Annotated in this window: 24 protein-coding genes and 2 pseudogenes; 15 read left to right on the top strand and 11 right to left on the bottom strand. The window is 72.0% G+C overall.

The window, feature by feature from the left end:
* Nucleotides 1–109: 109 nt before the first annotated feature.
* The 3 genes and pseudogenes from ACWIX7_RS22015 to ACWIX7_RS22005 form a co-directional block, all read left to right on the top strand.
* Nucleotides 110–673 (top strand): annotated as a pseudogene (locus tag ACWIX7_RS22015) (CPBP family intramembrane glutamic endopeptidase); the annotation flags it as partial.
* A gap of 16 nt (nt 674–689) precedes the next feature.
* A complete protein-coding gene (locus ACWIX7_RS22010) occupies nt 690–842 on the top strand; it encodes a hypothetical protein (protein WP_448622203.1) in 153 nt (50 codons plus the stop codon).
* A 299-nt stretch (nt 843–1141) separates the two neighbouring features.
* Nucleotides 1142–1531 (top strand): hypothetical protein, encoded by a 390-nt coding sequence (locus tag ACWIX7_RS22005; RefSeq protein WP_448618536.1) that lies wholly within the window; start codon nt 1142–1144, stop codon nt 1529–1531.
* 226 nt (nt 1532–1757) lie between these two features.
* On the opposite strand, the gene ACWIX7_RS22000 is transcribed toward ACWIX7_RS22005, so the two are convergent.
* Nucleotides 1758–2933, bottom strand: a complete 1176-nt coding sequence (locus ACWIX7_RS22000) for an ROK family transcriptional regulator (protein WP_448618535.1) — start codon at nt 2931–2933, stop codon at nt 1758–1760.
* A 308-nt stretch (nt 2934–3241) separates the two neighbouring features.
* Between ACWIX7_RS22000 and ACWIX7_RS21995 the strand changes: the two genes are divergently transcribed.
* The 9 genes from ACWIX7_RS21995 to ACWIX7_RS21955 all read left to right on the top strand — a co-directional run bounded on the left by ACWIX7_RS21995 (nt 3242) and on the right by ACWIX7_RS21955 (nt 12904).
* The gene (locus tag ACWIX7_RS21995; protein ID WP_448618534.1) at nt 3242–3964 is read left to right on the top strand and encodes a FadR/GntR family transcriptional regulator; all 723 of its coding nucleotides are present in this window, start codon (nt 3242–3244) and stop codon (nt 3962–3964) included.
* 278 nt (nt 3965–4242) lie between these two features.
* On the top strand, nt 4243–5676 hold the full coding sequence (locus ACWIX7_RS21990; protein ID WP_448618533.1) for an MFS transporter: 1434 nt from the start codon (nt 4243–4245) through the stop codon (nt 5674–5676).
* Nucleotides 5673–7391 carry an IlvD/Edd family dehydratase gene (locus ACWIX7_RS21985; RefSeq protein WP_448618532.1) on the top strand — a complete coding sequence of 573 codons (1719 nt, stop codon included), beginning with the start codon at nt 5673–5675 and terminating at the stop codon, nt 7389–7391. Before ACWIX7_RS21990 ends, ACWIX7_RS21985 begins: the two co-directional genes overlap by 4 nt.
* 58 nt (nt 7392–7449) lie before the next feature.
* A complete protein-coding gene (locus ACWIX7_RS21980) occupies nt 7450–7863 on the top strand; it encodes a dihydrodipicolinate synthase family protein (protein WP_448618531.1) in 414 nt (137 codons plus the stop codon).
* Entirely contained in the window at nt 7860–8630 is a 771-nt protein-coding gene (locus ACWIX7_RS21975) for an SDR family NAD(P)-dependent oxidoreductase (protein ID WP_448618530.1), read from the top strand. The genes ACWIX7_RS21980 and ACWIX7_RS21975 overlap by 4 nt, the downstream gene beginning before the upstream one ends.
* A 43-nt stretch (nt 8631–8673) precedes the next feature.
* Nucleotides 8674–10113: a four-carbon acid sugar kinase family protein gene (locus tag ACWIX7_RS21970; protein ID WP_448618529.1), complete on the top strand. Its 1440-nt coding sequence runs from the start codon at nt 8674–8676 to the stop codon at nt 10111–10113.
* Nucleotides 10110–11021, top strand: coding sequence for an NAD(P)-dependent oxidoreductase (locus ACWIX7_RS21965; RefSeq protein ID WP_448618528.1), 912 nt, complete (start codon nt 10110–10112; stop codon nt 11019–11021). Before ACWIX7_RS21970 ends, ACWIX7_RS21965 begins: the two co-directional genes overlap by 4 nt.
* Nucleotides 11018–11923 (top strand): fumarylacetoacetate hydrolase family protein, encoded by a 906-nt coding sequence (locus ACWIX7_RS21960; protein ID WP_448618527.1) that lies wholly within the window; start codon nt 11018–11020, stop codon nt 11921–11923. The genes ACWIX7_RS21965 and ACWIX7_RS21960 overlap by 4 nt, the downstream gene beginning before the upstream one ends.
* Nucleotides 11924–12127: 204 nt before the next feature.
* Nucleotides 12128–12904, top strand: a complete 777-nt coding sequence (locus ACWIX7_RS21955; protein WP_448618526.1) for an inositol monophosphatase family protein — start codon at nt 12128–12130, stop codon at nt 12902–12904.
* 90 nt (nt 12905–12994) lie between these two features.
* On the opposite strand, the gene ACWIX7_RS21950 is transcribed toward ACWIX7_RS21955, so the two are convergent.
* A complete protein-coding gene (locus tag ACWIX7_RS21950; RefSeq protein ID WP_448618525.1) occupies nt 12995–14338 on the bottom strand; it encodes a GntP family permease in 1344 nt (447 codons plus the stop codon).
* Nucleotides 14339–14777: 439 nt separating this feature from the next.
* A complete protein-coding gene (locus ACWIX7_RS21945; RefSeq protein ID WP_448618524.1) occupies nt 14778–16316 on the bottom strand; it encodes an FAD-dependent oxidoreductase in 1539 nt (512 codons plus the stop codon).
* A gap of 83 nt (nt 16317–16399) precedes the next feature.
* On the opposite strand from ACWIX7_RS21945, the gene ACWIX7_RS21940 reads away from it, so the two are divergent.
* A complete protein-coding gene (locus tag ACWIX7_RS21940; protein ID WP_448618523.1) occupies nt 16400–17038 on the top strand; it encodes a TetR/AcrR family transcriptional regulator in 639 nt (212 codons plus the stop codon).
* 284 nt (nt 17039–17322) lie between these two features.
* On the opposite strand, the gene ACWIX7_RS21935 is transcribed toward ACWIX7_RS21940, so the two are convergent.
* The 6 genes from ACWIX7_RS21935 to ACWIX7_RS21910 all read right to left on the bottom strand — a co-directional run bounded on the left by ACWIX7_RS21935 (nt 17323) and on the right by ACWIX7_RS21910 (nt 21264).
* On the bottom strand, nt 17323–17856 hold the full coding sequence (locus ACWIX7_RS21935) for a DoxX family protein (RefSeq protein WP_448618522.1): 534 nt from the start codon (nt 17854–17856) through the stop codon (nt 17323–17325).
* Nucleotides 17853–18368 (bottom strand): hypothetical protein, encoded by a 516-nt coding sequence (locus tag ACWIX7_RS21930; protein ID WP_448618521.1) that lies wholly within the window; start codon nt 18366–18368, stop codon nt 17853–17855. Before ACWIX7_RS21930 ends, ACWIX7_RS21935 begins: the two co-directional genes overlap by 4 nt.
* Before the next feature lie 334 nt (nt 18369–18702).
* A complete protein-coding gene (locus tag ACWIX7_RS21925) occupies nt 18703–18957 on the bottom strand; it encodes a hypothetical protein (RefSeq protein ID WP_448618520.1) in 255 nt (84 codons plus the stop codon).
* Nucleotides 18958–19467: 510 nt separating this feature from the next.
* The gene (locus ACWIX7_RS21920; RefSeq protein WP_448618519.1) at nt 19468–20367 is read right to left on the bottom strand and encodes a universal stress protein; all 900 of its coding nucleotides are present in this window, start codon (nt 20365–20367) and stop codon (nt 19468–19470) included.
* A 280-nt stretch (nt 20368–20647) separates the two neighbouring features.
* Nucleotides 20648–20920 (bottom strand): DUF7455 domain-containing protein, encoded by a 273-nt coding sequence (locus ACWIX7_RS21915; protein WP_448618518.1) that lies wholly within the window; start codon nt 20918–20920, stop codon nt 20648–20650.
* A 122-nt stretch (nt 20921–21042) separates the two neighbouring features.
* Nucleotides 21043–21264: a hypothetical protein gene (locus tag ACWIX7_RS21910; protein ID WP_448618517.1), complete on the bottom strand. Its 222-nt coding sequence runs from the start codon at nt 21262–21264 to the stop codon at nt 21043–21045.
* A 336-nt stretch (nt 21265–21600) separates the two neighbouring features.
* Between ACWIX7_RS21910 and ACWIX7_RS21905 the strand changes: the two genes are divergently transcribed.
* Entirely contained in the window at nt 21601–21825 is a 225-nt protein-coding gene (locus tag ACWIX7_RS21905) for a hypothetical protein (RefSeq protein ID WP_448618516.1), read from the top strand.
* A 643-nt stretch (nt 21826–22468) separates the two neighbouring features.
* Nucleotides 22469–22612 (top strand): annotated as a pseudogene (locus ACWIX7_RS21900) (L-serine ammonia-lyase, iron-sulfur-dependent, subunit alpha); the annotation flags it as partial.
* 132 nt (nt 22613–22744) lie between these two features.
* Here ACWIX7_RS21900 and ACWIX7_RS21895 read toward each other — a convergent pair.
* Together ACWIX7_RS21895 and couO are read right to left on the bottom strand one after the other, a co-directional pair.
* Nucleotides 22745–24145, bottom strand: a complete 1401-nt coding sequence (locus ACWIX7_RS21895) for a hypothetical protein (protein WP_448618515.1) — start codon at nt 24143–24145, stop codon at nt 22745–22747.
* Between the two features lie 194 nt (nt 24146–24339).
* Nucleotides 24340–25206, bottom strand: a complete 867-nt coding sequence (couO, locus tag ACWIX7_RS21890; RefSeq protein WP_448618514.1) for a 4-hydroxyphenyl-beta-ketoacyl-CoA hydrolase — start codon at nt 25204–25206, stop codon at nt 24340–24342.
* Between the last annotated feature and the right edge of the window lie 4 nt (nt 25207–25210).

The raw sequence follows: 25210 nt of genomic DNA, 5'->3' as shown, positions 1-25210 counted from the left end.
GCCGATGACCTCCGTCACTGACGAGGAGCCGACGTCATGAGCACGCGCAAGACCCGTGCCGCCGCTACCGCGCGCGGACGTGCCCCGCCGTCACGGATCGTCCTGGTCGATGCGCGTTGCGTCGTCCGACCGCCTTCACCGGCCGCGGCACTCACCAGCCGAGCGGACGGGTCGGCGGCATGACCACGCGCTCCGCCACGACGTGGACCCGCCTGATCGTCGGCTTCGTCGTCGTGTACGGCGTCCTGGCGATCGGGACTGCCCTGGACTCCTCGGTGCGTTCCGGCCTGCTGACGCTGGCTGCGGTGCTCGTGGCGGTTGCCCTCCCCGAGTGGATGCAGGCTCGATCGGCCCGGGTGGTGGTGTGCGCGCGGCTGGGACTCGGCGCGCCGGGCGTCCCTGCGCTCCTCGCGGCCACGGCGGTGTCGCTCCTGGTGCTGTCGGTCTACCCGCTGACGGGAGCACTGACCGGCAGCACGGTCGCGCTCCGCCGAACTGGCCCTGGCTGCTCCTCGGGGTGTTCGCGGTGCACGGGCTGGCCGAGGAACTGCTCTGGCGAGGATTCGTCCTCCGGCGGCTGCGCGAGACCCACGCGTTCTGGCCGGCGGTCTGGTGGAGCATGCCCTTCGTCGTCGCGGCGCACGTCCCGATCGTGCTGACGGTCGGCCCGGTGGTGGGACTGGGCGCCCATGCTGGTGGCAGCCGTGACCTCGGTGCCGCTCAGCTACCTCTACGAGTGGGGCCGGCGGACCCTGTGGGCTCCCGCGCTGGTCCACACCGCCATCGACAGCTTCAAGATCGTCGAGCTCCCGGCCGACACGACCACCTTCTCGTGTCACTGATCGCGGTCAGCCTGGCGGCGCCTCTGCTGGTCTTCGCCCTACCACGACGGTTGCGGCCCACCGTGGACGCCGCATCCACGTCATCCGCGCGGCTCCCGGCCGGACCACCCGGCCGCACCGACAGCGCGGCGGCGGAGCTCCCCGTACGCCCGCCGGCGACCTCGCCGATCAGCGGACGACGCCACCACCGCGACGCAGAGGGAGGACAGCGTGACCGCTGACATCGGACTGGGCCTGAGCGTGGTCGCCACCGCCCTGTGGTCGGGGCTGCTCCTCACCGTCACCACCTCCTGCACCCCATGTTCGCGCCTCGCGGAGCGGCCGGCTCCATCGAGGACATGCGCCGGTTCCTGCCGATCGCGCGGCGCTCGCCGACCAACTACGTGCTGGTGATCGCGCTGATCGTCAGCCCCGTGGTGGCGCTGGTCGGCCTGTGGCACCAGTTCGGGAGCGCGCCGTTCATCCTGACCGCGGCCGGCCTGACCGCCACGGCGGCCGGTCCGCTGCTGCTGTCCAGCCGGCCCGCGGAACCGAACCACGCCGTCATCCTGAGCTGGGACCCGGACGCGGTCCCGCAGGACTGTGGTGTCGCCAGGGCCCGGTACTCCCGCCTGAACTGGCAACGGGCAGCGCTGACCTGGCTCGCGCTCGGGCTGTTCGTCGCGGCGGCCCACCTCCACGTCACGTGAGCGCCCGACCGCCGGCGCCGGTCCTCCCCACCACACCGAGGACAGAGGTGTCCACTCCCCCACGGACCCCGCGCCGGAGGCGCGGGTCCACGAGGGACGGTGCGCCGTCGTCCGTGGTGTCGAGCCGCCAGGAGGACGACAGAAGGACACCTACCGACGTTGCCGACGGCATGCCGCGCCGGCGCACTGACGCCGCCCAGGTCAGCGTCCCTGATCGTCTCGGGCCTCACCGGTAGGGAGTCAGCTGCACGTCGGGCAGTCCCAGGACGAGGTGGTCCATACCGGGTGTGAACAACTCGTAGAGGACGGCTCGCGCAGCGCTCGCTGCTCCTCCCGCGCCATCCCGAGCACGCTGGACAGCTGGCCCGGGGCCGCCACCGCTGCGGTCCGTGACGCATCGCTCCAGGACGCTGCGGAACGTCTCACCGAGCGCGTCCGCGCTGCGTCCCCCGATCACGACGAGCTCGGGATCGAGCAGCCGCACCGCAGGCAGGAGTGCGTCGGCCAGGTACGTGGCGACGGCTTCGAATGCGACGGCGGACTCGTGATCAGCAGCGGCGAGCCGGGCGATCTCCTCGAGCGTGGGCGGCTCTGCGACGGCGAGAGCCGTGGCGAACACGCGCCGGAGCCCCTGCTCGGCGAGGACGGTGTGGAGGCAACCCCGTCGGCCGCACGTGCACGGTTCGCCACCCATCGTGGCGGGCGTGTGCGCGATGTCTCCACCACGGCCTCTGGCCCCGGTGCAGAGCTGGCCGTGGCTGATGATCGCGCACCGGATCTCCGATGCGAGGTGGACGTAGATGAAGTCCGTGGAGGAGATCCGACCGGACCACTGTTCCTCCCGCGCCGCCGCGACGACCCCGCTGGTGCACAGCACGGGCATCCGAAGCCTCCGCTCGAGCCCATCCCGTACCCACTCCTGCCATGGGAGGGCGCTGTCAGCCGACGGCCCGTGACCGTCGGCGGTAGTCGGCAGCGAGTCGTCAACGGTCAGACCGACGGCGGCAACAGCGGTGATGGGTGTCTCCGACTCATCGATGAGGTCCTGCACCCCCAGGACCAGCTCATCGAGGTCGGCGGCAGTGTTCGCTGCGCGTGTGCTGAGCCGCTGCTCGGCAACGAGGGTGCCGTCGCCGAGGTCGCACAGCGCGACCCGGCAGGCTTCCGGGGTCACCTCGATGCCGACCGCGTTGGCACCGGCTGGTCGCAGGGCGAGTTGACGTGCCCTGCTCGTCGAGGTCGAGGTGGGGACCGACTCGAGGATCTCGGCCTCGATGAGGCGCCGGGAGATGTTCTCGATGGTCTGGAACGTCAACCCGGTCAGCCTCGAGAGGTCGCGCCGCGTCGAAGGACCTCGGGTCCGGATGGTGTGGAGGACCAACAACTGGTTGTGGTCCCGCACGCACACCAGGTTCGACCCGGTGACTCGGGCGTTCGTGGTCGCACCGAGGCGCCTCGTGTCCGGGGCCGTCGTCGCGAACGGGCCGGTCTGACGAAGTGGCGATCGCTGTGCCCTTGCTGTGGACGCCGCAGTGCCCATCGAGCACCTCTCTCATGAGCTACATCGAGCTCTTGATATCAGATATCTGATAGGTTGCCTCGTGAGCTCCAGTGCGTCAAGACATGGGAACTGACCTGTCTGATGAGTTGGCTACACTCGGGGTCCGACACGACGGTCGACCCTCGACCGTCCCCCGGTGGGGGTTGCCCATGAGGACAGGCAGGGCCGAGGCGACGGCGGATGCACTGCTCGGGCTCGTCCTCGACGGCACGTTCCCGCCGGGCACCTCGCTACCGAGCGAGGCCGAGCTCGCCGGCCGGTTCGCCGTCAGCCGCCTCACCGTGCGGGAGGCCATCCGGTCGCTCGCGTCCACGCAGGTCATCCGGGTGCAGCAGGGACGATCCAGCACCATCAACCCGGTCGAGCAGTGGTCGGCGCTGGATCCGCGCCTGCTCAAGGCGCGCGGGCACGCCTCCGGTGAGCCACTCCGCCTGCCCAAGCGTCTGCTCGAGGCGCGGCGCGTCATCGAGGTGGCCATCGCCGAGATGGCGGCCGACCGCCGCACCGAGGATCACCTGCAACGGATGACGGCCGCGATCGCGGCGATGCAGGAGTCGCACGACGAAGGCGATGTCCCCCGGTTCGTCGAGGCCGACCTCGCGTTCCACGAGGTCCTCTTCGAGGCCGCGGACAACCCGTTCCTGGAGGCCCTGATGCAGCCGCTCGCCTCGGTGATCCGGGAATTGCGGGCGGAGACGTCGTCGGCTCCGGAGACGCGGGAGCACGCGATCGACTTCCACGGCCGGATCCTCCGTCGAGTCACCGAGCACGACACCGAGGGAGCCCGGGAGAACATGCGCGAGCACCTCACCGTGACCGAGGAGTACATGGAGCGCTTCCGCGTCAGTCCGCGGAGCAGCCCCGCCGCCTGACCGCGGCATCAACCCACCCATCGGCACGTTCGAACAGTGTGAACGAGGCCACCGCCTCGCGTTCAAAATGGTTGAGGCACTCGTTCTGTTGACAGCGTTCGCCCTCCCTTCTTTACTTCGAGCGCCGAGCCGGTCCAGCCGGCCGCAGGCAGGCGGATCGCACTCCCGTTGCGCCCTCAGCGCTCAGCACGATCGCACCGGCGACGACTGCATGCGTACCGATCGACCTGCGGCACGCTGCCGCCCGCCGTGCTCGATCATCCTCAACGGAGGCTGTTGTGGCCCTTCCCGGAACACCCGGCGCGTCATTGGGCGAGCTCGGTGATCGCACGCTGCGCAAGGTGCGGCGGCGGGTCGTCCCCCTGATGGTGTGGCTGTACTTCATCGCATTCCTCGACCGCAACAACGTCGGCTTCGCGAAACTCACCATGAGTGAGGACATCGGACTGAGCGCGACTGCATACGGTCTGGGCGCGGGGATCTTCTTCATCGGTTACGCGATCTTCGAGATCCCGAGCAACGCAGGGATGCACCGTTTCGGTGCGCGCAAGTGGATCGCCCGCATTCTGGTCACCTGGGGGATCTTCGCCACCGCGATGGCGGCCGTGCAGGGAGAGACCAGCTTCTACATCATCCGCTTCCTGCTGGGTGCCGCCGAAGCGGGTTTCTTCCCCGCGGTGATCCTCTACCTCACCTATTGGTTCCCCTCGGCGCAGCGCGTAGCCGTGCTGGGCCTGTTCATCCTCGCCCAGCCACTGGCCAACGCGCTCGGTGCACCAGTGTCGGGCCTGCTGTTGAGGATGGAAGGCATCTGGGGTCTGCACGGGTGGCAGTGGATGTACATCATCGAGGGCCTCCCCGCGGTCCTCATGGGTTTCGTGGTCCTGGTCGCCGTGACCGACCGCCCGAAGGACGCCATGTGGCTGGCTCCGGAGGAACGGCAGTGGTTGCAGGCGACGATGGACGCCGAGGACGCGGCCAAGACGGCCGCTGGTAGTCACAGCTTCGTGGCCGGGCTCAAGGACCGGCGATCCCTGGTCTTCGCAGCCTTGTACTTCGGCCTGGTGATGGGCATCTACGGCCTGAGCCTCTGGCTGCCGTCGATCGTCGAGGCGATGGGTGACCTCTCCACGACGCAGATCGGTTTCATCGTCCCCATCCCCTACATCTGTGCCGCCGCCTTCGTGTTCTTCTGGAGCCGGCACTCCGACCGCACGGGCGAGCGGGTCGGCCACGCCACCTTCTCGATGGTGCTCGCGGCCGCCGGACTCCTGGCGTCGGGCTTCCTGCTGGAGGTCAGCCCGGTGTGGGCGATGGTCGCCCTCTGCTTCGCCGCGATGGGCACCTTCTCGGCGATCTCCCCCTTCTGGGAGTTGCCGTCCGCGGTCCTGGGGGGCGCGGCGGCGGCATCCGGCATCGCGCTGATCAACTCGCTGGGCAACCTCGGTGGCTTCGCTGCTCCGTACGCGGTCGGCGCCCTGGTGGACCGCACCGGCGACGCCAAGGCCGGGCTGCTGCTCCTGGCCGGGGTACTGGCGGTCACCGCCGTGGCGACCTTCCTCTACGGCCGCAGCGCGCACGCCGGGAGGGTCCCGACGGCCAGTCACGAGGACGTGCTGGCCAAGGAGGCCGCGGCGTTCGAGATGCCCGCCGACGAGCTGCACCACCGCGGTGACCCGGCCGAGGTGGCGGACAGACGGGACCGGCGATGACTGCACACCGATCCCAGCAGTGGTACGCCGGTGCGGACCTGCGCAACACCTATCTGCACCGGGCATGGATGCGCCGAGGGCTGCCGGACCACGCATTCGACGGCCGCCCCCACATCGCCATCGCGAACACGGCATCGGACCTCGTCCCCTGCAACATGCACCTCGACGAGGTCGCGACGAGCGTCAAGCAGGGGGTGTACGAGGCCGGCGGGATCCCGCTGGACATGCCGGTCATGTCGCTCGGCGAGACACAGATGCGCCCGACCGCGATGCTGTTCCGGAACCTCGCCGCGATGGAGATCGAGGAGGCGCTGCGGGCGAACCCGATCGACGGGGTGGTCCTGCTCGGTGGCTGCGACAAGACCATCCCGGCGCTGCTGATGGCCGCGGCATCGGTCGACGTCCCCGCGGTGGTCCTGCCGGGAGGCCCCATGCTGACCGGCCACTTCAAGGGTGCGCCGATGGGGTGCGGCACGGACGTGTGGCGCTTCGTGGACGATGTACGCGCCAACCTCATGACCGACGAGGACCTGCGGCGGTCGGAGTCGGCGATGATCCGCAGCAAGGGCCACTGCAACACGATGGGCACGGCCTCGACGATGGCGATCATGGCCGAGGCGCTGGGCATGACGATCCCTGGTGTGGCCGGTACCCCCGCTCCGGACACCAGCCTGCTCGAGCACTCCCACGCGGCCGGTCGGCTCGCGGTGGAGATGGTCCAGGCGGGCCGCCGGCCCAGCACCGTGCTGACGGCGGCGTCCTTCCACAACGCCATCGTCGCGCTGGCCGCCACCGGCGGGTCCACCAACGCGATCGTCCACCTGCTCGCCATCGCCGGCCGACTGGGCATCGAACTGCGGCTCGAGGACTTCGACCGCATCGGCTCCGGCGTACCGCTGCTGTTGAACCTGCAGCCGGCCGGGCGGTACCTGATGGACGACCTGCACCGAGCAGGTGGGCTCCTGGCAGTGCTGCGTGAGGTGCAGGACCTGCTCGACCCCGGCGCGATGACCGTCACCGGGAACCCCCTCGTCGAGCACCTCGCCGACGTCCGGATCTGGGACGAGGACGTCATCCGCCGCCGGGACGCGCCCCTGCAGGACAACGCGGGTATCGCTGTCCTGCGCGGCTCCCTCGCCCCGGACGGCGCGGTGGTCAAGCCCGCCGCGGCGTCCAAGGACCTGCTCGTGCACCGGGGCCGCGCGGTCGTCTTCGACAGCATCGAGGACCTCCATGCCCGGCTCGACGACCCGGCCCTCGACATCGACGAGACCTGCGTGCTCGTGCTGCGAGGGTGCGGCCCCAAGGGCTACCCCGGGATGCCCGAGGCGGCCAACACGCCCATCCCTCCCAAGCTGCTGGCCCGGGGCGTCCGCGACCTGATCCGGATCAGCGACGCCCGTATGAGCGGGACCGCCTACGGCACCGTCGTCCTCCACGTGGCTCCGGAGGCGGCGGCGGGTGGCCCCCTGTCCCTCGTGCAGGACGGCGACATGATCGTCCTCGACGTCCCCGGCAGACGGCTCGACCTCGACGTCCCGCCCGAGCAGCTGCTGGCCCGGCGCCCGTCCGAGGCGGCTGAAGCTGCCTACACCAAGCCGCTCCGCGGCTGGCAACGCCTCTACGTCGACCACGTCATGCAGGCCGACAAGGGTGCGGACCTGGACTTCCTCGTCGGCTCCAGCGGCGACGAGGTGACGCGCGACTCCCACTGAGCCGCCAGCGGGGGCGGCGCACCTCCCGCCACGCATCCGACCCGACCTTGGAGCCGCGGTGTCCGCTCCGACCGCCACCCTCGTCTCCGCGGTACCCGTGCCTCCCACGGCAGACGGAGACCTCGACAGCGGAGGCCTGCAGCCGCTGTACCGGTACCTCGCGGCCGCCGGCGTGGACGGGGTGTTCACCGCCGGGACGACCGGGGAGTCCACCGCGCTCGACGACGAGCGGGAGACCGTCCTCACCGAGGCGCTGGAGGTGTTCGGCCCCGATCGGTTGTACGCCCACGTGGGTGCTGCGTCCGCCTGGGAGGCGACGCGCCTCGCGGCCCGAGCGGTCGCCCCGGGCGCCCGGAACCTGGCCGCGATCGCCCCGTTCCACCTGCCCGCGGGTCCGCCGCGGGTCGCGCTCGACGAGCCCTCACCCGCCCAGCTCGACACCCTCCGCACCGCCATCGAGGAGCTCACGTGACCACTCCCCTGCCCAGCGAGCGCACCGCGATCCTCACCGGAGCGGGATCGCCCCGCGGCATCGGCCGGGCCACCGCCGACCGGCTGGCTCGTGACGGCTGGGCCGTCGCCGTCCTCGATCTCGACGCCGACGCCGCCGAGGGAACTGCGGCGGAGATCGCCGAGGCCCACTCCGTTCCCACCCTCGGCGTCGCCGTGGACATCACCGACGAGACGGCGGTGGACTCCGCCGTGACGGCGGTGGAGGAGGCCCTGCCGCCGGTCATCGGGCTGGCGAACATCGCGGGGGTGAGTTCTCCGGTCGACTTCCTCGAGGTGACGACGGCGGAGTGGGACCGCGTCTTCAACGTCAACATGCGCGGCACGTTCTTCGTCACGAGGCGGGCCCTCCCCGCGATGGTCGCTGCCAACGTGGGACGCGTCGTGAACGTCTCCTCCATCTCCGCCCAGCGAGGCGGGGGCACGTTCTCGAAGACCCCCTACAGCGCCTCGAAGGCCGCCGTCATCGGCTTCACGCGGGCTGTGGCGAGAGAGATGGGCCCGCACCACATCACGGTGAACTGCGTGGCGCCGGGGCCGATCGACACCGACATCATGGGCGGCACGCTGACCGACGAGCGCAAGGCGGCGCTCAGCGCCGACATCCCCCTCGGCCGGGTGGGCACGGTCCAGGAGGTCGCCGCGCTGTTGACCTTCCTGATGAGTGAGGACGCCGGCTGGATCACGGCGGCGACGTACGACATCAACGGCGGCCAGCAGATGTCATGACCCGGCAGATCAGTGCCCGACCACCGAACGGACCCGGAAGCCCATGACGAAGTCGACCCTGGACCTGACCGCTCTCCCACCGGCGCGGGTGGAGCCGGATGCGCGGCAGCGCATCCGCAAGGCGCTGGCTGATTCCGGTCGCCGGATCGCCGTTCTCGACGACGACCCCACCGGATCACAGACGGTGCACGACGTGGCGGTCGTGACCGTCTTCGACGCCGAGGAGATCGCTGCCGGCCTCGACGGGCCGGGCTCCACGTGCTTCATCCTCACCAACACCCGCAGCATGGGCGAGGCCGACGCCGTCGGGGTGAACACCCGCGTCGGTCGCATGCTGTTCGAGCTGAGCAGGCGGCTCGATGCACCCATCGACGTGATCAGCCGCAGCGACTCGACGCTGCGCGGACACGTCATCGCCGAGGTCACGGCGCTGGGTGCGGTGCGCCGGGAGGTGCTGGGTCGCGGGTACGACGGCGTGCTGCTCATCCCCGCCTACTTCGAGGCCGGCCGCTTCACCGCGGGCGACGTGCACTGGGCGCGGGTGGGAGGTCGGCCGCAGCCGGTGGGCGAGACGGAGTTCGCGCGCGACGCCACCTTCGGTTTCTCCGCGTCGGACCTGCGGGAGTTCGTCGCGGAGAAGAGCGGAGGCAGCATCCGGCCGGACCAGGCGCACAGCCTGACGCTCGACGACATCCGCGGCGGCGGCCCCCAGCGGGTTGCCGAGATCCTCTCCGGGGTGACCGACGGGGCGTTCGTCGTCGTCAACGCGGTGGAGTACGCCGACCTCGACGTCGTCGTCCTGGGTCTGCTGGAGTCGGAGGCGACCGGGAAGTCGTTCCTGTACCGGACGGGTCCGTCGTTCCCGCAGCCCCTGGCCGGGCTGGACCCGCACCCGCCGCTCCAGGCGTCGGACATCTGGCCCGGCGGGCGACCCGCCGGGCACGGACTGGTCGTCGTCGGCTCCCACGTGGGCCTCACGAGCCGCCAGGTGGCCGTGGCGCGCGACCGCGGCGACATCACCGAGGTCGAGCTCGAGGTCCCAGCCGTCGCGGACCCGGAGCGCCGCGACGCCCATGTCGCCGAGATCACCGCACGGGTGGTGGCCGCGCTCGCCGATTCCGACGTGCTCCTGTTCACCAGCCGGACGTTGCTGCGCGACACCGACCCCGAGGCCAGCCTGGAGATCGCCCGGCAGGTGTCCACAGCGGTCATCGAGGTGGTGCGCGGCGCCGTGGCGGCCGAGCCGGCGTGGGTCGTCGCCAAGGGGGGCATCACCTCTCACGACGTCGCGGTGCGGGGCCTGGGTATCCGGCGCGCGACGGTCCTCGGGCAGCTCCTGCCCGGCCTGGTGTCGGTGTTCCAGCCGGTCGAGGCCCTCCCGCCGGTCGTCGGCACGCCCTACGTCGTCTTCGCCGGCAACGTCGGCGACGAGACCACCCTGGCTCACGTGATCGACCTCTTCCGCGGAAGGACTGCCCCGTGACACGAGTGGGATGGATCGGCCTGGGCGCGATGGGCTTCCCGATGGCGGGGTGCGTGGCCCGCGCCGGATTCGACGTCAGCGCCTACGACATCGAACCCGCCCGGGCCGAGGCGCTGGCCGCCGACGGGGTGGAGCCGGCGGCGTCGATCGGCGCTGCGGCCGGTGGGGCGGACGTGCTCGTCGTCATGGTCGCCACGTCCGACCAGGTCGAGAGCGTGCTCTTCGGCGACGACCCGGCGGCGGAAGCGCTCCCCTCCGGCGCGACCGTCGTCGTCATGGCGACGGTCGGTCCCGCTCCGGTCCAGCGATGGGCCGAGCGGCTCGGGCAGCAGGGGGTCGACGTGGTCGATGCACCGGTCTCCGGCGGCGCGGCCCGCGCCGGCGCCGGTGACCTGCTGATCATGGTCGGTGGCACGCAGACGGCCGTGGACCGGGTGCAGCCGCTGCTCGACGCGATGGCTCGCAGCGCACCCCACGTGGGGACGGCCCCCGGCGACGGGCAGAAGGTGAAGCTCGTCAACCAACTGCTGTGCGGCGTCCACATCGCCGCGGCCGCCGAGGCCCTCGCCCTCGCCGAGGCGCTGCAGCTCGACTGCGGCGCCACCTGGGAAGTCCTCCGCGGCGGTGCCGCCGCGTCGTTCATGCTCGACGACCGCGGAGCACGGATGGTGCACGGCACCGACGAGGTCAAGAGCGCGCTCGACATCTTCGTCAAGGACATGGGGCTCGTCACGGACGCCGCCCGCGCCAGCAGCTACCCCGCGCCGCTGGCGTCCGCAGCCGAACAGCTCTACCTCGCCGGCCGTCGCGCCGGACTCGGCCGGCGCGACGACTCCGCCGTCATCGAGGTGCTCCGCGGCGCCCCGCTGACGTCCGCCCCCCGGCCCGCCGGAGGGGTCCCCCGGTGAGACTGGCGACGTTCCGGCTCGGGCAGGAGGACCGGGTGGGCGTGGCCGACGTCGAACACGGCGTCGTCCACGACGTGACCGACCTGCTCCCGTCCGGCGCCGGTGTCCTCGACCTGATCACGGACTGGACCCGCCTGCGACCCGCACTCGACCCGGTGCGTTCGACGCCTGCGCACCCGCTCGACGCCGTCACGCTCCGCGCCCCCATCCCGGAGCCCCGCCGCGACCTGTTCTGCGTGGGCAAGAACTACCGGGAGCACGCCGTCGAGTTCAGCCGCAGCGGCTACGACGCCGCGGGCCGATCGGAGGAGCTGCCCACGCACCCGGTGGTCTTCGCCAAGGCCACGACTGCCGTCACCGGCCCGTTCGCCGACATCGACCCACACCCCGGACTGACCCGCGAGATCGACTACGAGGCCGAGCTGGCCGTGATCATCGGGAAGGGCGGGCGGGACATCCCCCGCGAGCGGGCCTCCGACCACGTCTGGGGCTACACGATCATCAACGACGTCACCGCCCGGGACCTGCAGCGGGCACACGAGCAGTGGCTGCTCGGCAAGTCCCTCGACACGTTCTGCCCGATGGGTCCCTTCGCTGTCTCGGCCGACGAGATCACCGATGTCACCGCGCTGGGGGTATCGGCCACGGTCAACGGCGAGCCCCGCCAGTCGGGCACGGTGAAGGACCTGATCTTCGACATCCCGGACCTGATGGCCACCATCTCCGCAGGCATCACGCTGCTGCCGGGCGACATCATCGCCACCGGCACACCCGCCGGTGTCGGCATCGGGTTCACCCCACCGCGGTTCCTCACCCCCGGCGACGTCGTCGAGGTCTCCATCACCGGACTGGGCACCCTCCGCAATCGTGTCGGCCACGGGGCGGGAGGTGAGCGACCGTGACGAGCTCGCCGCAGCCCGGGCTCGCCGGCCTGGACCCGACACCGCACCAGCATCCGCCCGACCTGACAGCCGGCGCCGGACACGCATGAACGCCCACGCCTCGCACGTGCACGTCGGCGTCGTCGGGAAGCCCGGAGCCCACCGTACGGTCCGCTGGCGAGTTCGGAACCGGCTCGCCGCGCCGGCGCAGGGCAGGTCGGCGAGGTGACCCACACCGATCTCCCAGCCGCCCTCGCGACCGCCGAGAGCCTCGCCCGCGCAGCCGGTCGGCTGCAGATGCGCGAGCGTGCCACGCTGACGGTGCACGGGTGGAAGGCGCACGCGAACGATCTGGTCTCCGACGTCGACCTCGCCAGCGAGCGCCTCATCGTCGACGGCCTGCGCACGGCATTCCCCGCCGATGGCGTGCTGGCCGAGGAGGGCTCGAGCAGCACCGGCTCGAGCAGCCGCCGGTGGATCGTCGATCCGCTGGACGGAACACGGAACTATGTGACCGGCGCCGGTCCCTGGTCGGTGTGCATCGCGCTGCAGGACGGCGACGACACCCTGGTGGCGGTGGTGCACGACCCCGCTGCTCGAGAGACGTTCACCGCCGTGCGCGGTGCAGGCGCGGCACTCGACGGCGAGCCGCTCGGCGCCTCAGCCTGCTCCCGCCTCGGTGAGGCGATCGTCGGGTTCAGCTTCAACCCGTCACCCGAGGCGAAGCGTGCCATGGCGGAGATCCTGCCGGCGCTGCTCCCGGCCGTCGGGGACATCCGCCGCATCCCCGCAGCACTGCACCTGGCCTACCTGGCGGCCGGGCGTTTCGACGCAGGTCTGCTGGTCCACACGAAGCTCTGGGACATCGCGGCGGGGCTGCTCGTCGCCGCGGAGGCTGGTGTAGTGCTGTCCGGACCGGACGGCGTGCCCACGCCGGAGTTGACCCTGGCCGCCGCGCCGGCGCTCTGGTCGCAGTTCGCCACGGCAGCGGCCGTTCGGTAGTCGCCCCGGCCACTGCGCCCCTCGACCTGAGCGTCACCTCGTCGGCTCTGCAGTACTGGTCACCCGGCTGGGCGCGACCTGCGGCCCACCCTAGGCGACGAGCGCCACCGCCATGACCATCGGCAGCGAGACGATCGAGGCGATGGAGGTGACCATCGTCAGCGTCTTGAAGGTCCCCTGGGTCGACAGTCCCAGCAGCGACTTGAACATCCAGAAGAAGTTGCTGTTGACCTGGAGTGCGAACATCGCGCCCGAGGCGATGGCGAGGCCGATGACGATCGGCGACACGTTGATCGACCCGAGCACCGGGCCGATGATCCCGGCGGCTGTGATGGCCGCCACCGACACAGACCCGATCGCCAGATGCAGCACTGCCGCGATGAGCCAGGCGAGCAGGATGCTGAGGATGACCGGTGCCTCTGCTTCGGCAGTGAAGAGGTCAGCCAGGATCGTGTCGAGCCCGGTCTCCCCGATGACGGCACCCAGGGACCCACCGATGCCGGTGATGAGGAGGATCGCGCCGGTGGTGTGGAAGCCCTCGCTCATCGCCGTGTCCGTGCCCTCCGAGCCCAGGGTGCGCCGGCAGAGCACGTAGGCACCGATCAGGCCGACGAAGAGCGCGAAGTTGGCGTCGCCGAGGAAGGCGATGAAGTCGTTGGAGAACTCCAGCAGCTCGGCGAAGGCACCGAACGCGATCATCACCAGCGGCACCAGGATGGGCAGCAGGCAGATGAGCAGCGGAGGCGTCGCGCTCTCGTCCTCGACCAGCTCGGTGGTCTCCTGCTCGACCATGGCCTCGTCGACGTGTTCGTCCCTGGCCAGGTTCCAGTAGCGGCCGCGCAGGAGCAATCGGAAGATCAACGTCGTCACGATCGCGGTCAACGGCCCCAGCACGAGGCCGTAGAGCAGCCAGGTGCCAAGTGGTATCCCGAGCAGGCCCGCGATGGAGACCGCGGCCAGTCCCGGGATCACGAAGACGTAGCCGGCGAAGATCCCGGTCCCGAGCGCACCGGACATGTGCGGCAAGCCGGTACGGCCGATGAACGGCGCGGTCGACCGCGCCACCGGAGAAGCCAGCACGACCTGTACGTCCACATAGATCGACGGGAAGATCGTCGACATCGCCGCCGTCATCGCATACGGGAGCCGGTGCGCGCCGACACGGTCGACGAGCATCGTCACCATCTTCCGGAACGCGCCGATCGCATGGAGCATCGCCCCGATGAGCACGCCGAAGCCGATGAGGAGGCCGACCTCGCCCATGATCTCGCCGAAGCCGGTGGCGATCGCCGTCAGCGTCGCCGTGAAGCCGACACCGGTCGCGAGGCCGAGATAGAGCGACCCGATGATCAGCGAGATCACCGGGTCGACCTTGATCTTGATGATCAGCAGAACGATGATGGCGATGGCTATCGCGGTGTGGAGGACGACCACGACCTGCTCCTCCCGGTACGGGGAGTGGCGAGGTCACCGGCACCGTCGCCACGTGGACCCCACACCTTGGCACTGATCGGCGCCGCCGGTCCGGCGTGAGTCGATGCGGTCGGCGGCCGGCGGGTTCGCCACCGCCGCCGGGTGGCTGCCCGTGCCGGGACAACCGGACCCGGAGGGTCCGAGCTGGAGCCGATGTCCCGACAGACCACATGGTCGGGACGGCGGGACCCGGACCTACGACGCCTCGCCCCCAGACGTGCGCAGCGCGTTCGTGACGGTCCGCCTGAGTGCGTGTGTGCAGCCCACGCCCCCTACGGAAGCGTGCGGAGGGGACGAACGGTCCCGGACCGAGGACGCCGGTGGTCAGGAGGGTGATCCCGAACGGCGCGTCTGACGGGCACCGATCCTCCGGCCCTGGAGTCGAGGGGTGCCGGCCAGCTCACCGGCGAGGGAAGCATCCGCTGCCACGCCGGGCTGGGGCAGCTGCTCGGCCGCCCACGCCACGTACTCGCGCAGCAGCGGCTCGACGACCGCCGCGGCGTCGATCGTCGGCACCGCCTCGATCGTCGGCAGCGTCGCGATCGGCGGACGTCGGGCGTCGGGCGTCGGGCGTCGGGCGTTCACTATGCGCTCCTCTCGAGGTAGCTGGGGATCGGCGCCACCGCCGTCTGGAGCCGGGGCCCGAGCTGGCCTGCGCCCCCTCGGCGATCGAGACGAGCTCGTCACGCGTGGGGCCTTCAGCCGTCGGCTGACGCCAGCCGGTCTCGTAGACGGCGCGGGCCAGCGGCTCGGCGACAGCCAGCGACGCCGGCAACGCGGTCATGGCCATGAAGTCGGCGACGTGGGGTTCGATCCGGGGGTCGGCCTGGGCAGCCGCGACGATGGCGGCCGAGGTCAGGGGCCGGGTGAGGTCGAGGTCGTGGCCTTGCCAGCGGCGTACCGATTCGGCGTCGAAGGCGAGGTGGTCCTCGACCCACGGGAGGATCCACGTGGCGCACCACGCACCGAACGGGGCAGCGATGGTGGCGGGGTCGACGCCGGCGTCGAGCAGCTGCAGGAGTGCGCCGATCTGCATGCTGGCCATGGCGAGCCCTCGGCCCGCCGTGGGCGCCGTGGTCGCGACTGCGTCACCGACGGCGACCAGACCGCGCCGACCGAGCTGCCGCCGGTAGATGTTGAGCAACCCACCACCGACGATGACGCCGCTGGTCGGCGTGGCGACGCGGGTGTCGGTCCATTCGGCCAGCCCAGGGATCGCCCGGCAGGCGGCATCGAAGGCATCCGGGTGACGGAGGGCGCCCAGGCCGGCGTCGGTGGTGGGCCGGATGATCACGACTGAGACGTGGCCGTGTTCGTGCGGGAAGGCGTAGCCGTCGTACCCGTGGAATCGGGCGCTCCAAGCAAACGGCGTGGCCAGAGCAGCCGGCGTCGCGCCCAGGTGCCGGCGGTAGGTCCGCGAGACGTAGGCCATGCCGACGTCCCCGCGGATCTGCGGCGGCGTCAGCCGGGAGAGGCGGCCGCTCGCATCGACGACCAGGTCGGCGCTCACGGTCGAGCCGTCCACGACCGCGCCCACGACCCGGCCGCCCCGCTCGGCGAGGCCGTCGACGTGGCCGACCGCGACGGTCAGCCCGTCGACCTCTGCCGCCGCCCGGCGGAGGGCTCGCTCGTAGGTGATGCGGCGGGACCGCACCCCGACCGCTGGGGTCCAGGGGCCGGTTGCGGGCAAGTCGATCGGTTCCGCACCGAGGTCGAGCCACGTATGCCATGCCTCCGGCCACTCGGCGAGCAGCAGGTCGCGTACCTGCGGGCGGAACCCGTGGGCCTGCTGGAACTGCATCACGCCCCGGCGCCGCCACGAGCCGTCGGGTGCAGGGCCGGGGTCCCTGTCGACGGCCACGATCCGATGGCCGCGCCGGGCGAGCGCCGCGCCGAGGGTCAGGCCCGAGGGCCCGGCGCCGACGATGATGACGTCCATTCCACTCTCCATTACACTGGCGAGGTGTTCATTACACTAGCAGTGCTGTCAAACGGATCGGCACATCCCACGGACCTGCGCGCATGACGGGCGGCGGCCGCCCGTACCGCTCCGCCCTGCGCGACGAGCAAGCGCGGGTCACGCGCCGGCGGATCGTCGACGCCGGAGCCGCGCTGTTCGTGGAGAGCGGCTATGTCCCGGCCACGATCGACGCCATCGCCGAGCGTGCAGGGGTCAGCCGCAGGACCGTCTTCACCTCGGTCGGCGCGAAGGCCGCCGTACTCAAACTCGCCTTCGACTGGACGCTGGCCGGCGATGAGGAACCGGTGGCCATCGCAGACCGGCCGGAGGTGCAGCGGATGATGCGGGGCGAGGACCCTGCCGAACTGCTCACCGCATGGATGGCGATGAACGCAGCCATCAACAGGCGGCTCGCCACGCTGTACCACGTTCTCGTCGTGGCGGCCGACGCCGACCCCGACGCTGCAGCCCTCCTCGCCACGACCGACGACCAGCGGGCCGAGGGCGCCCGCGCTGTCGTCGGCCGTGTCGCCGACCTCGGCGGGCTTCGGCCCGACCTCGACCCCGAACAGGCGGCCGCCATCGCCGACGTCCTGATCGACCCGACGCACCACCAGCGCCTGGTCGGCACATGGGGCTGGACGTTCGAGACCTACGTCAGGCACCTGCAACGGATGGCGGTGGTGTCGCTGCTGGCGTAGCAGCAGCGACCGACGGGAGGCGTCGCCCGGACAGAACGCGCTCGTCCCTCCGGCACAGCCATCCCGGCACCTGGCCCAGCCGGCGGTGCACGCATCGGCGAGTCGGATGCGTCGATCAGGCGAGCCGCCGCTGCGGACGCGCTGAGCGCTCGCCTGAGCAGCCACCCGAGGCCGATCGGCTCCTCACGCGCCGAGGAGGCGGTGGCTGGTAGGGCAGGTGCCCCCTCCCCTCACCGGCAAGCGCGGTGGAGCAGCCGCGGGAGCCGCCCGGACGAGCCGGTCCCCTACCTCTCTGGCCGGGAGGCCACCGGCGCGACCTCCTCAGCCCGAGGGGTCCTGGCGACGAGCCTGTTCACCGCTGCGCGCAACTGCCGGAGGTCCCACTCAGTGCTCCACAGCGCCCAGGCGACGAACAGCACCTGGAAGGGCAGTCGCAGCCAGGGGTACCAGCCGCCGGGCTGTCCCTCGACGTCGATGCCGCCGACCGCGACGTACACGTTGGCCGGGAAGACGGCGACCAGGTAGGCGGCGAGCGCGAGCCCGGCGCGGCGCCGCCACGGCTGGCGGAGCAGCAGCGCGGCGCCGAGGCCGATCTCCACCACACCGGTCACGAGGACGAGGGCCTCCGCGGCGGGCACCCACGGCGGTAGGTGCTGGACGAAGGGCGTCGGCATCAACCAGTGGGCCACCCCGGCGAAGACCATCGCGGTGGCCATGCCGAGGCGAGCCGCTCGGCGGGCGGATCGGCGGCCGGACGACGGCCACAGGACGAGCGCGGCCACCACGGTCGCGAGCGCGAGCACGACGAGGAAGATCATGAGGATCGACCCATCGGGGGTGTGGGTGAGGAGGCACGGGGAGGCGGGGCGGGCGGCGACAGGGTCTGGGGTGACGGTGACCCGCCCGGAGTCGACCCTGACCTCGCCGTCCGGAGCAGACCGACGGCGAGGGTCAGCATCCCGGACACGAGGACGACCGCCCCGGCGTAGGCCAGGTAGACGACCGCGTTGGGTTCCCGGTCCTGCGGCCCCAGGATGGACAGGAAGAACGCCACGGGCAGCAGGACGGCGGCGGCGGGAAAGGCGAGCCGCACGAACCAGCGGGCGCGCTCGGACAGCCTGGTCTCGTCGACGTACCGGAGCGCGACCAGGGACAGGAGCAACAACACGCCTGCGTGCGCGTGACCGGCGCGCCACAGGTCCTGCCGCAGCGGGTTGTCACGGTAGCCCGGGTGGCCGATCAGCAGGCTCAGCACACTGACCCCGCCGATGACGACCGTGGGAAGGACGATGAGGACGATGCCGGCGACCCGACGGGACTCGGGGCTCATGCCGCGCCTCCTTCCGTCTCACCGGCCAGGCTCAGCGGCCCGTCGAACGCGGCAGGAACCCCCGCCATGGCGTCACCCATCAGGCCGACCGGGGCCAGGTCGACCGGGCAGCCGGTGGTCGGTGCGCTCGACGCACGGGTGGGTTGCCGGGTCATCGCGCCCGCGGGCCCGGCCGGCCGACGGGGCCGGGCTGCAGCCGCACCGGTGGGTGGTTCATCGGCGGGCTGACCGGAACGGAGGGGGATCGGAGTCGACAGTCCCTGCGCCATGGCTGCTCCTCGTCGAACTCGGTGGACACGCACCCGCGTGGGGAGCGCGCACCGCGGCGGCAACGCTAGGGGGCCGGCCGGGGAGCCGGACACGGCCACAGGTCCCTGTCCGGGCCGGATCGGTGGGCGATCTGGACGGCGAGCCGCCCGCCGGTGGGGTAGGCGTCGCACACGAGCCGTCCCACGCGAGTGCGCAGCTCCCGAGAGACGGCCAGCAGCAGGTCCATCTCCCCCTGGCCACGGAGGACGGTCGCGGTGAGCGACGACGGCATGGCGTCCAGCGCGGAGGAGGGATCGTCCCAGCCGTCGTAGCGGGCCACGACGGCGACCGGGCCCGAAGCACTCCTCGGTCACCTCGTGCGGCAGGTGGCCGGCCGACCTCGCCAGCAGCCGGGGCACCGCCCGCGAAGCCCGACCCCGGAGGATCACCGCCGCGCGCGATCTCCTCGACACCCGGGGCCGCGGCCAGGCCGTCAGAGATGCGGCCGTAGGAGGTGGCCATGCCCTCGTTGAGCAGCACCTGCGCACCCGTGCCGCGGACCGCCCGGCCATCGCATCGACCAGCCGGTCGCCGTCGGGGCCGACGGGCACGAAGGCCAGGCCGGGCTCGGTGCAGAACTGTCCGGCACCGAGGGTGAACGAGCCCACCATCACGTCGGAGCACAGCTGTGACGTCGCCTGGGTGCGAGCTGTGCGCCTCGACCACCACCGGGCAGCCCGCGGCGAGTGCCGAGGCGGTGTCGCCTCCGGGCATCATCCCGCTGGGCTCCTCCCGGCAACCGGCCTACACCATGGCCGCCGGCCTGCTCCTCGACGCCTTCCTCGTGCTGTCACCGGGGCGGACGGACCACCGCCACGGGGCACGGGGCGTAGGTGATGCAGCGCAGGCCGACCGACCCCAGGAGGAGGCTCGACCAGCCGGTTCGACCGCGTGACCCGACCACGAGCAGGTCGGCCGCATCGGCCACCTCGGTCAGGACGTCCCACTCGACGCCCTCGATGGTCTCCGCGCGGACCTGGACACCGGGAGGCCCGTCGCGCCACGCCTCCTCCACGCTCTCCCGCAGCGTGTCGTCGGCCTGGTCCCGCAGCGCGGTGTCCGAGAGCGCCCAGGGCGGGCCGCCGTAGCCGGACACGGTGTCCATCCAGGCGTGCACGACGTGCAGTTCGCCACCGCGCAGCCGGGCCTCCGCTGCGGCGAACCGGAGGGCGGCGACCGAGCCGGCCGAGCCGTCGACACCCACCACGACCCGACTGGCGGCTCCTTGCCACAGGACGGCGCCGTGCGAGGAGTCGTCGTCGCGCACGACGACCACCGGCCCCCGGCCGTACTGGGCACACTGCTGACTGACCGAGCCCAGGACCGCACCACGCACACCGCCCCGGCCGCGGGAGCCGACCACCAGCAGCCCGTCGTCGCCTGCGGTGTCGATCAGCTGCTGGGCCGGCTGCCCGTACCTCACCTCCGGGTGGACCGGGACGGCCTCGCAGCCCGTGGCCGCTGCGACCTCGGCGGCGTCGGCGCTCATCCTCGACAGCACGTCCCGCTCGAAGTCCGCGACGCTCGGCCGGCCGATCCCCCCGTCGTGGGCGTGCGGTGGCCCGTTCTCCGGCCAGACGGTGACCGGCCGCACCGCTCCCCCGCGCAGCCGCGCTTCCTGGAGACCCCACGCCAGGGCGGTGCGCGCGCGGTCCGAACCGTCCACTCCCACCACGACCTCGTCGGTCATCGCCACCTCGTCCGTCCGCGGTTCCGCCGACCGCCCCTACCCCACCGGGTCGGCCCGACCCAGGCCGGCTCGGTGCGGCGCCGGCCGGCCTGCCGCGTGTGCCGGCCGTGCCACCTGGCCCTGCCGACACGGATCTCCGCCCCTCTCCGTCGAGGGGCCGTTCGGTCGGGACGGCGCCGACGCCGGGACCCTCGACGCGCAGAGGGCGGACGGAGCCACCCAGCGCACCCAGGGGGCGGGGAGTGCGGTGCCGAGGTCGGAGCGCTCTGGACGCGCCGGGCTAGGCGTTGAGCGCGTCGGTCCCGTCGTGGACGGTCGCACCGGCAGCGGCGAGGGCGGCCTCGTGCTCCCGGCCGTGGTGGGCGCAGAAGACCAGGTCGTTGCCGCTGGGCAGCACAGCGCGGATGAAGCCCTGCGCGCCGCAGGCACCACGGCCGGTCCTGCCGTTCGGGCCGCCCACGACAGCGGATGCGTCGCAGCGGTCCGCGAGCGTCAGGGGGGCGACGGTGGGCATCGCGAACTCGACGTTCCTGTCCACGGTGGCGATGGACACCTGGTTTCCTCCGGTTGGGTCTCGATCGGTTCAGGTCATCGGTGGCTGGTGACGCCGGCTCGCGGGGCTCAGGGGACGATCGCTCGACGACGATCGCCTCAGCGGGCCAGAGCAGCTGCTGATCACGCTCGGCGTCGCGGCATGCTCCTCGCGCAGCCGGACGAAGCACGGGTGCCGCCGTCACCGAGCAGCGTGGGCTCCTCGGCCTCGGCGGCCCGGAACCGCTCGGTGTCGTCCCCGATCTGCTGTTCGTGGCTGCTGAGCACGGTCCTCCTCCTGTCGAGCTCGACCATGCCCTCGGGGACGCCGGCCCGGCCAGGGGCGCCGTCGGTCAGCTGGTACACACTGACATTGCCGACAGTCGGCAATGCGGATGCCATCAAACCATCGGCCGCACGACCGACCCGTACGACACCAGGACGACGGACGGCACCGTGTCCCGGTGGCGCTCACCAGGCCTCCGTGGACAGCGGGTCGCAGAATGCGCGCGCGGGACGAGGGTCCCTGCGCTGACGGTTCGGGCTCCCCACCGACGGGAGCCCTCGCCGATCACGTCCGGCCACACCTTGCCGGGCGTCAGCAACCACGACCACCTCCGATTGGCCGGACGGCACCGTGGAGGAATGGGTGACCCAGCAGCAGGCTGGGTGTGCGCTCCCCGAGTGGAAGGAGATGACGACATGCCCCTCACCGCCTCCCGCAGTCGAGAGGACACGTCACGGCACGTTGCGACAGCACAGTTCCCGGAGGCCGTCGTCGGTACTCGCAGCCCCACCCGCGCGAACGTCGACGGATTCATCCCGGTGCTCGCCAGGAAGGCGAGGCCGACGAGACCGCCCATCGACATCGTCGAGGAGTGGGGAACGCAGAGCTTTCCTGCCAGCGATCCGCCGATGAACTGGTGAAGAACCCCGCTGCAGGAATGACGAACCCAACTCGAGGAAAGGTGAACGAATTGCTGACACACGATCTCGTGCGACTGGAGCGGGAGCTGGGAAGCCCCCGGTTGTCCGCCTTGCGCTCCACCCTCGGGCTCGCGGTCGCGCGCGCCGCCCTGCGCTCACTGGGACGTGGGATGACCGGTGGAACACCACGCCGCACGGAGGAGCTCCCGGCCCCCTCCGGCGATGTCCCTGCCCGTACACCGTGACCTGGCCCGGCGGTGCTGCACACGGACCGCGACGCTCGCGTGATCTCCTCACCCGCCGTCTCGCCGGCCGGCGAGACGGCCACCGAGATGCGGGCGCCGCTCGGGCGCAGCGCATACGGGTGGGGTCGTCGGGTCGCCCGAGGACAGCGCGGGAGGGCGAGCGATGACCGCCCTCCCCGTGCGGGCGCAGCGGCTGCCGGGAGTCGGTTGGCGCTACACCATCGCGGCCGACAGGGGCCGCCACGTCATGGTCGTCGTCGAGGACCGCGGACCTCGCCATCTCGTGCTCGTCGATCCTCGCCTGGACGAAGCACTCACGACGGTTCGACTGCCCGCTGATCGCGCCTCCGTGCTCGCCGCGCTGTTGACCGGAGCTCGGTTCACCGTGATCCCCTCCGATGAGCCCGCCGGACCGGACGCCGTCGACCCAGAAGAGGGAGGTGGGACCGGCCTGCTCCATGGCGCCCGGTGCGCCCTGCGAGGTGCTGGGCGGCACGTCGGAGCAGGCGGAGAACGCCGCTGAGGTCGGCATCCAGCACGGCCTCGGCCTCGTACGAGGAGACCTCGCGCGGCGGGCTGGCCGTCGACGTCATCGAGTGCTGAGGCACCGAGCACGCCGCCTGCCCGCCCTCGATGTCATGGGGGGTCCCGGTGCCCCGCCGGTCCGCCGGCGGTCAGCGGTCCCGGTCGCGCCCCGGCTCCCCGAGCCCGCCGACCAGCCGCGCCGGGTCGAACGGGGTGAACCGGGCGGTGGTCCCGAGCTCGAGGGCGTCGGCCGCGGCGTTCAGCCGAGCCGGGTCGGCCAGGTCGTCCCAGCGGCCGGTGTCGAGCCGCTGCTCGAGCGCCTGGAGCGCCGCGACCTGCTCGGCCGGCTGGAACCCGCAGTGGCCGGCCCCGTCCACGTAGGCCTGGCGCAGCAGACCCGCCTCACCCTCTCTGGCCACCTGCTCGGCGTACCAGTCCTCGTGCTCCACCGGGACGAGTTCGTCGGCGACGGTGTGGATGGCGAGCTCCGGGACCGCCAGCTCCCCGGAGACCATCGACGAGCGGGTCAGGTCGGCCACGGCCTCGGGGTCGGCCTCGACGTCCGCGTCGCGGGTCAGCGTGGCCAGGTCGGCGTCCAGGTCGAGCCCGGCCTCGCGGTACAGCGCCCGGACCTGGTCGGCATGGGGACTGCTGTCCAACAGCGCGCGGTAGTCGACGCCGGCGTTGTAGGCGCTGTTGCCTCCCGCCGCGAGCTCGATCTGCTGCCGGCCGGTCACGTACCGCTCGAGGCCTCCGGCGACCAGCGCCTCGTACTGCTGCACCTGCCGGGCCCGGTGGTCCTGCGGCGTCGGTGGCACGTCCCCGGAGTACCAGGTCGGCATGTTGAGGAACGCGGAGGCGAGCGCGATGCGGGCCCGCCCCTCGGGCGTGCCCTGCGACTCCGTCACCACCGCGATCAGGTCCGCCGCTGCCTGCGCCGCCTGCTCCGGGCTCTCGTACCGGACCAGCGGGATGTCCTGATCCGGAGCCAGCAGGTGGGACAGCGTGTAGACGCCGTCGAGCTGGTAGTCGTTCAGGTTGAGGGCACCGGCGACGAGCCCGCACGTGGTCAGGACGCCGTCGATCTCCCCGCGAGGGTCTTCCGCCTGCCGGGCACTCACCAGGCCGCCCATGGACCGGCCGAGGGCGATGGTCCGCCCCGGCTCGGCGCCGAGCAGCTCCTCGAACGCCGCCAGGGCGGCGTACTGGTCGTCGACCGCGGACTCCAGCGCCCACAGCGACGGCCCCGAGTACGACGAGCCCACGAGGGCGTATCCCTGCTCGAGCAGCTCCTGCCGGGTCGGCTCGTCCGGGGCGTCCTGGGCCGCCAACTGCCCGAAGCCGTGGGCGAACAGGACGACGGTCCCGTTCCACTGCTGTGGCACGTGCGCCATCCAGTCGGCACCGCTGGCCAGGTCACCGCGGTACTCGCCGGGAGGCACGTCGGGCGGGACCGGCGGCGCAGCGTTCGCCGCCGTCATCGACGCTGCCCCACCGGCCACTGCGACGGCCCCTGCCATCGCCGTCAGTCGGGTCCCCCACCTGGTCATGTCCACTCCCTCATCCCCGGACGACGCCCGGCGTCAACTGCGTGGTGCGGGCCGCCCTGGACGGCCCGCGAACGGAAGTGCGGGTCTCCTGTCCGCTCGGGGCGGGCTCGTGGTGCGACCGGCACGACGCCGGTGAGCGTCTCCAGAGCGCCGGGGTCGTCCCGGCTGGCCGGCGACACCCCGGTACGGCGCAGTCAGGCGAGCCCGAGCACCCGGACGGCGTTGTCCTTGAGGATGAGCGGCCGGACGTCGTCCTTGATCTCCAGCTCGGCGAAGTCGGCGAGCCAGCGGTCGGGGGTGACGACGGGGAAGTCCGACCCGAACAGCACCTTGCGCTTGAGCAGCGAGTTGGCCGCCTTCACCAGCTGCGGCGGGAAGTACTTCGGCGACCAGCCGGACAGGTCGATGTAGACGTTCGCCTTGTGCGTGGCCATCGAGATCGCCTCGTCCTGCCACGGCACCGACGGGTGCGCCAGCACGATGGTCAGGTGCGGGAAGTCGGCGGCCACGTCGTCGAGCAGCATCGGCGCCGAGTAGCGCAGCTTGATCCCCCGCCCGCCGGGCAGCCCGGCGCCGATCCCGGTCTGCCCGGTGTGGAACAGCGCCGGCACCCGCAGCTCCTGCAACGCGTCGTACAGGGGGTAGAAGCGGACGTCGTTGGGCTCGAACGCCTGCAGGCTGGGGTGGAACTTGAAGCCGCGCACCCCGTGCTCGGTCGCCAGCCGCCGCGCCCGGGCGACGGCGGCCTTGCCCGCGTGCGGGTCGACCGAGCCGAACGGGATGAGCACGTCGGGGTGCTCGGCGGCCTGCTCGGCGATCTCCTCGCTGGACAGCGCCGGGTGCCCGGTGCCGGCGGGGGCGTCGACGGTGAACACCACCGCTGCGGCGCGGCGGGCGCGGTAGTGCTCGGCGATCGCGGCCACGGTCGGGGTGCGGTCCTGGTCGGCGCGGAAGTACTTCGCCGAGGCGTCGAGCAGCTCCTGGTCCAGCGCGAAGCAGCCGTGGCTGTCCTGCTCGACGTGCACGTGCACGTCGATCGCGTCCAGTGCGGCGAGATCCATGGTG

The organism is Geodermatophilus sp. URMC 65 (assembly GCF_053502545.1).
The sequence above is the reverse complement of the archived record's forward strand: the minus strand, read 5'-3'. Positions and strand labels throughout refer to the sequence as shown.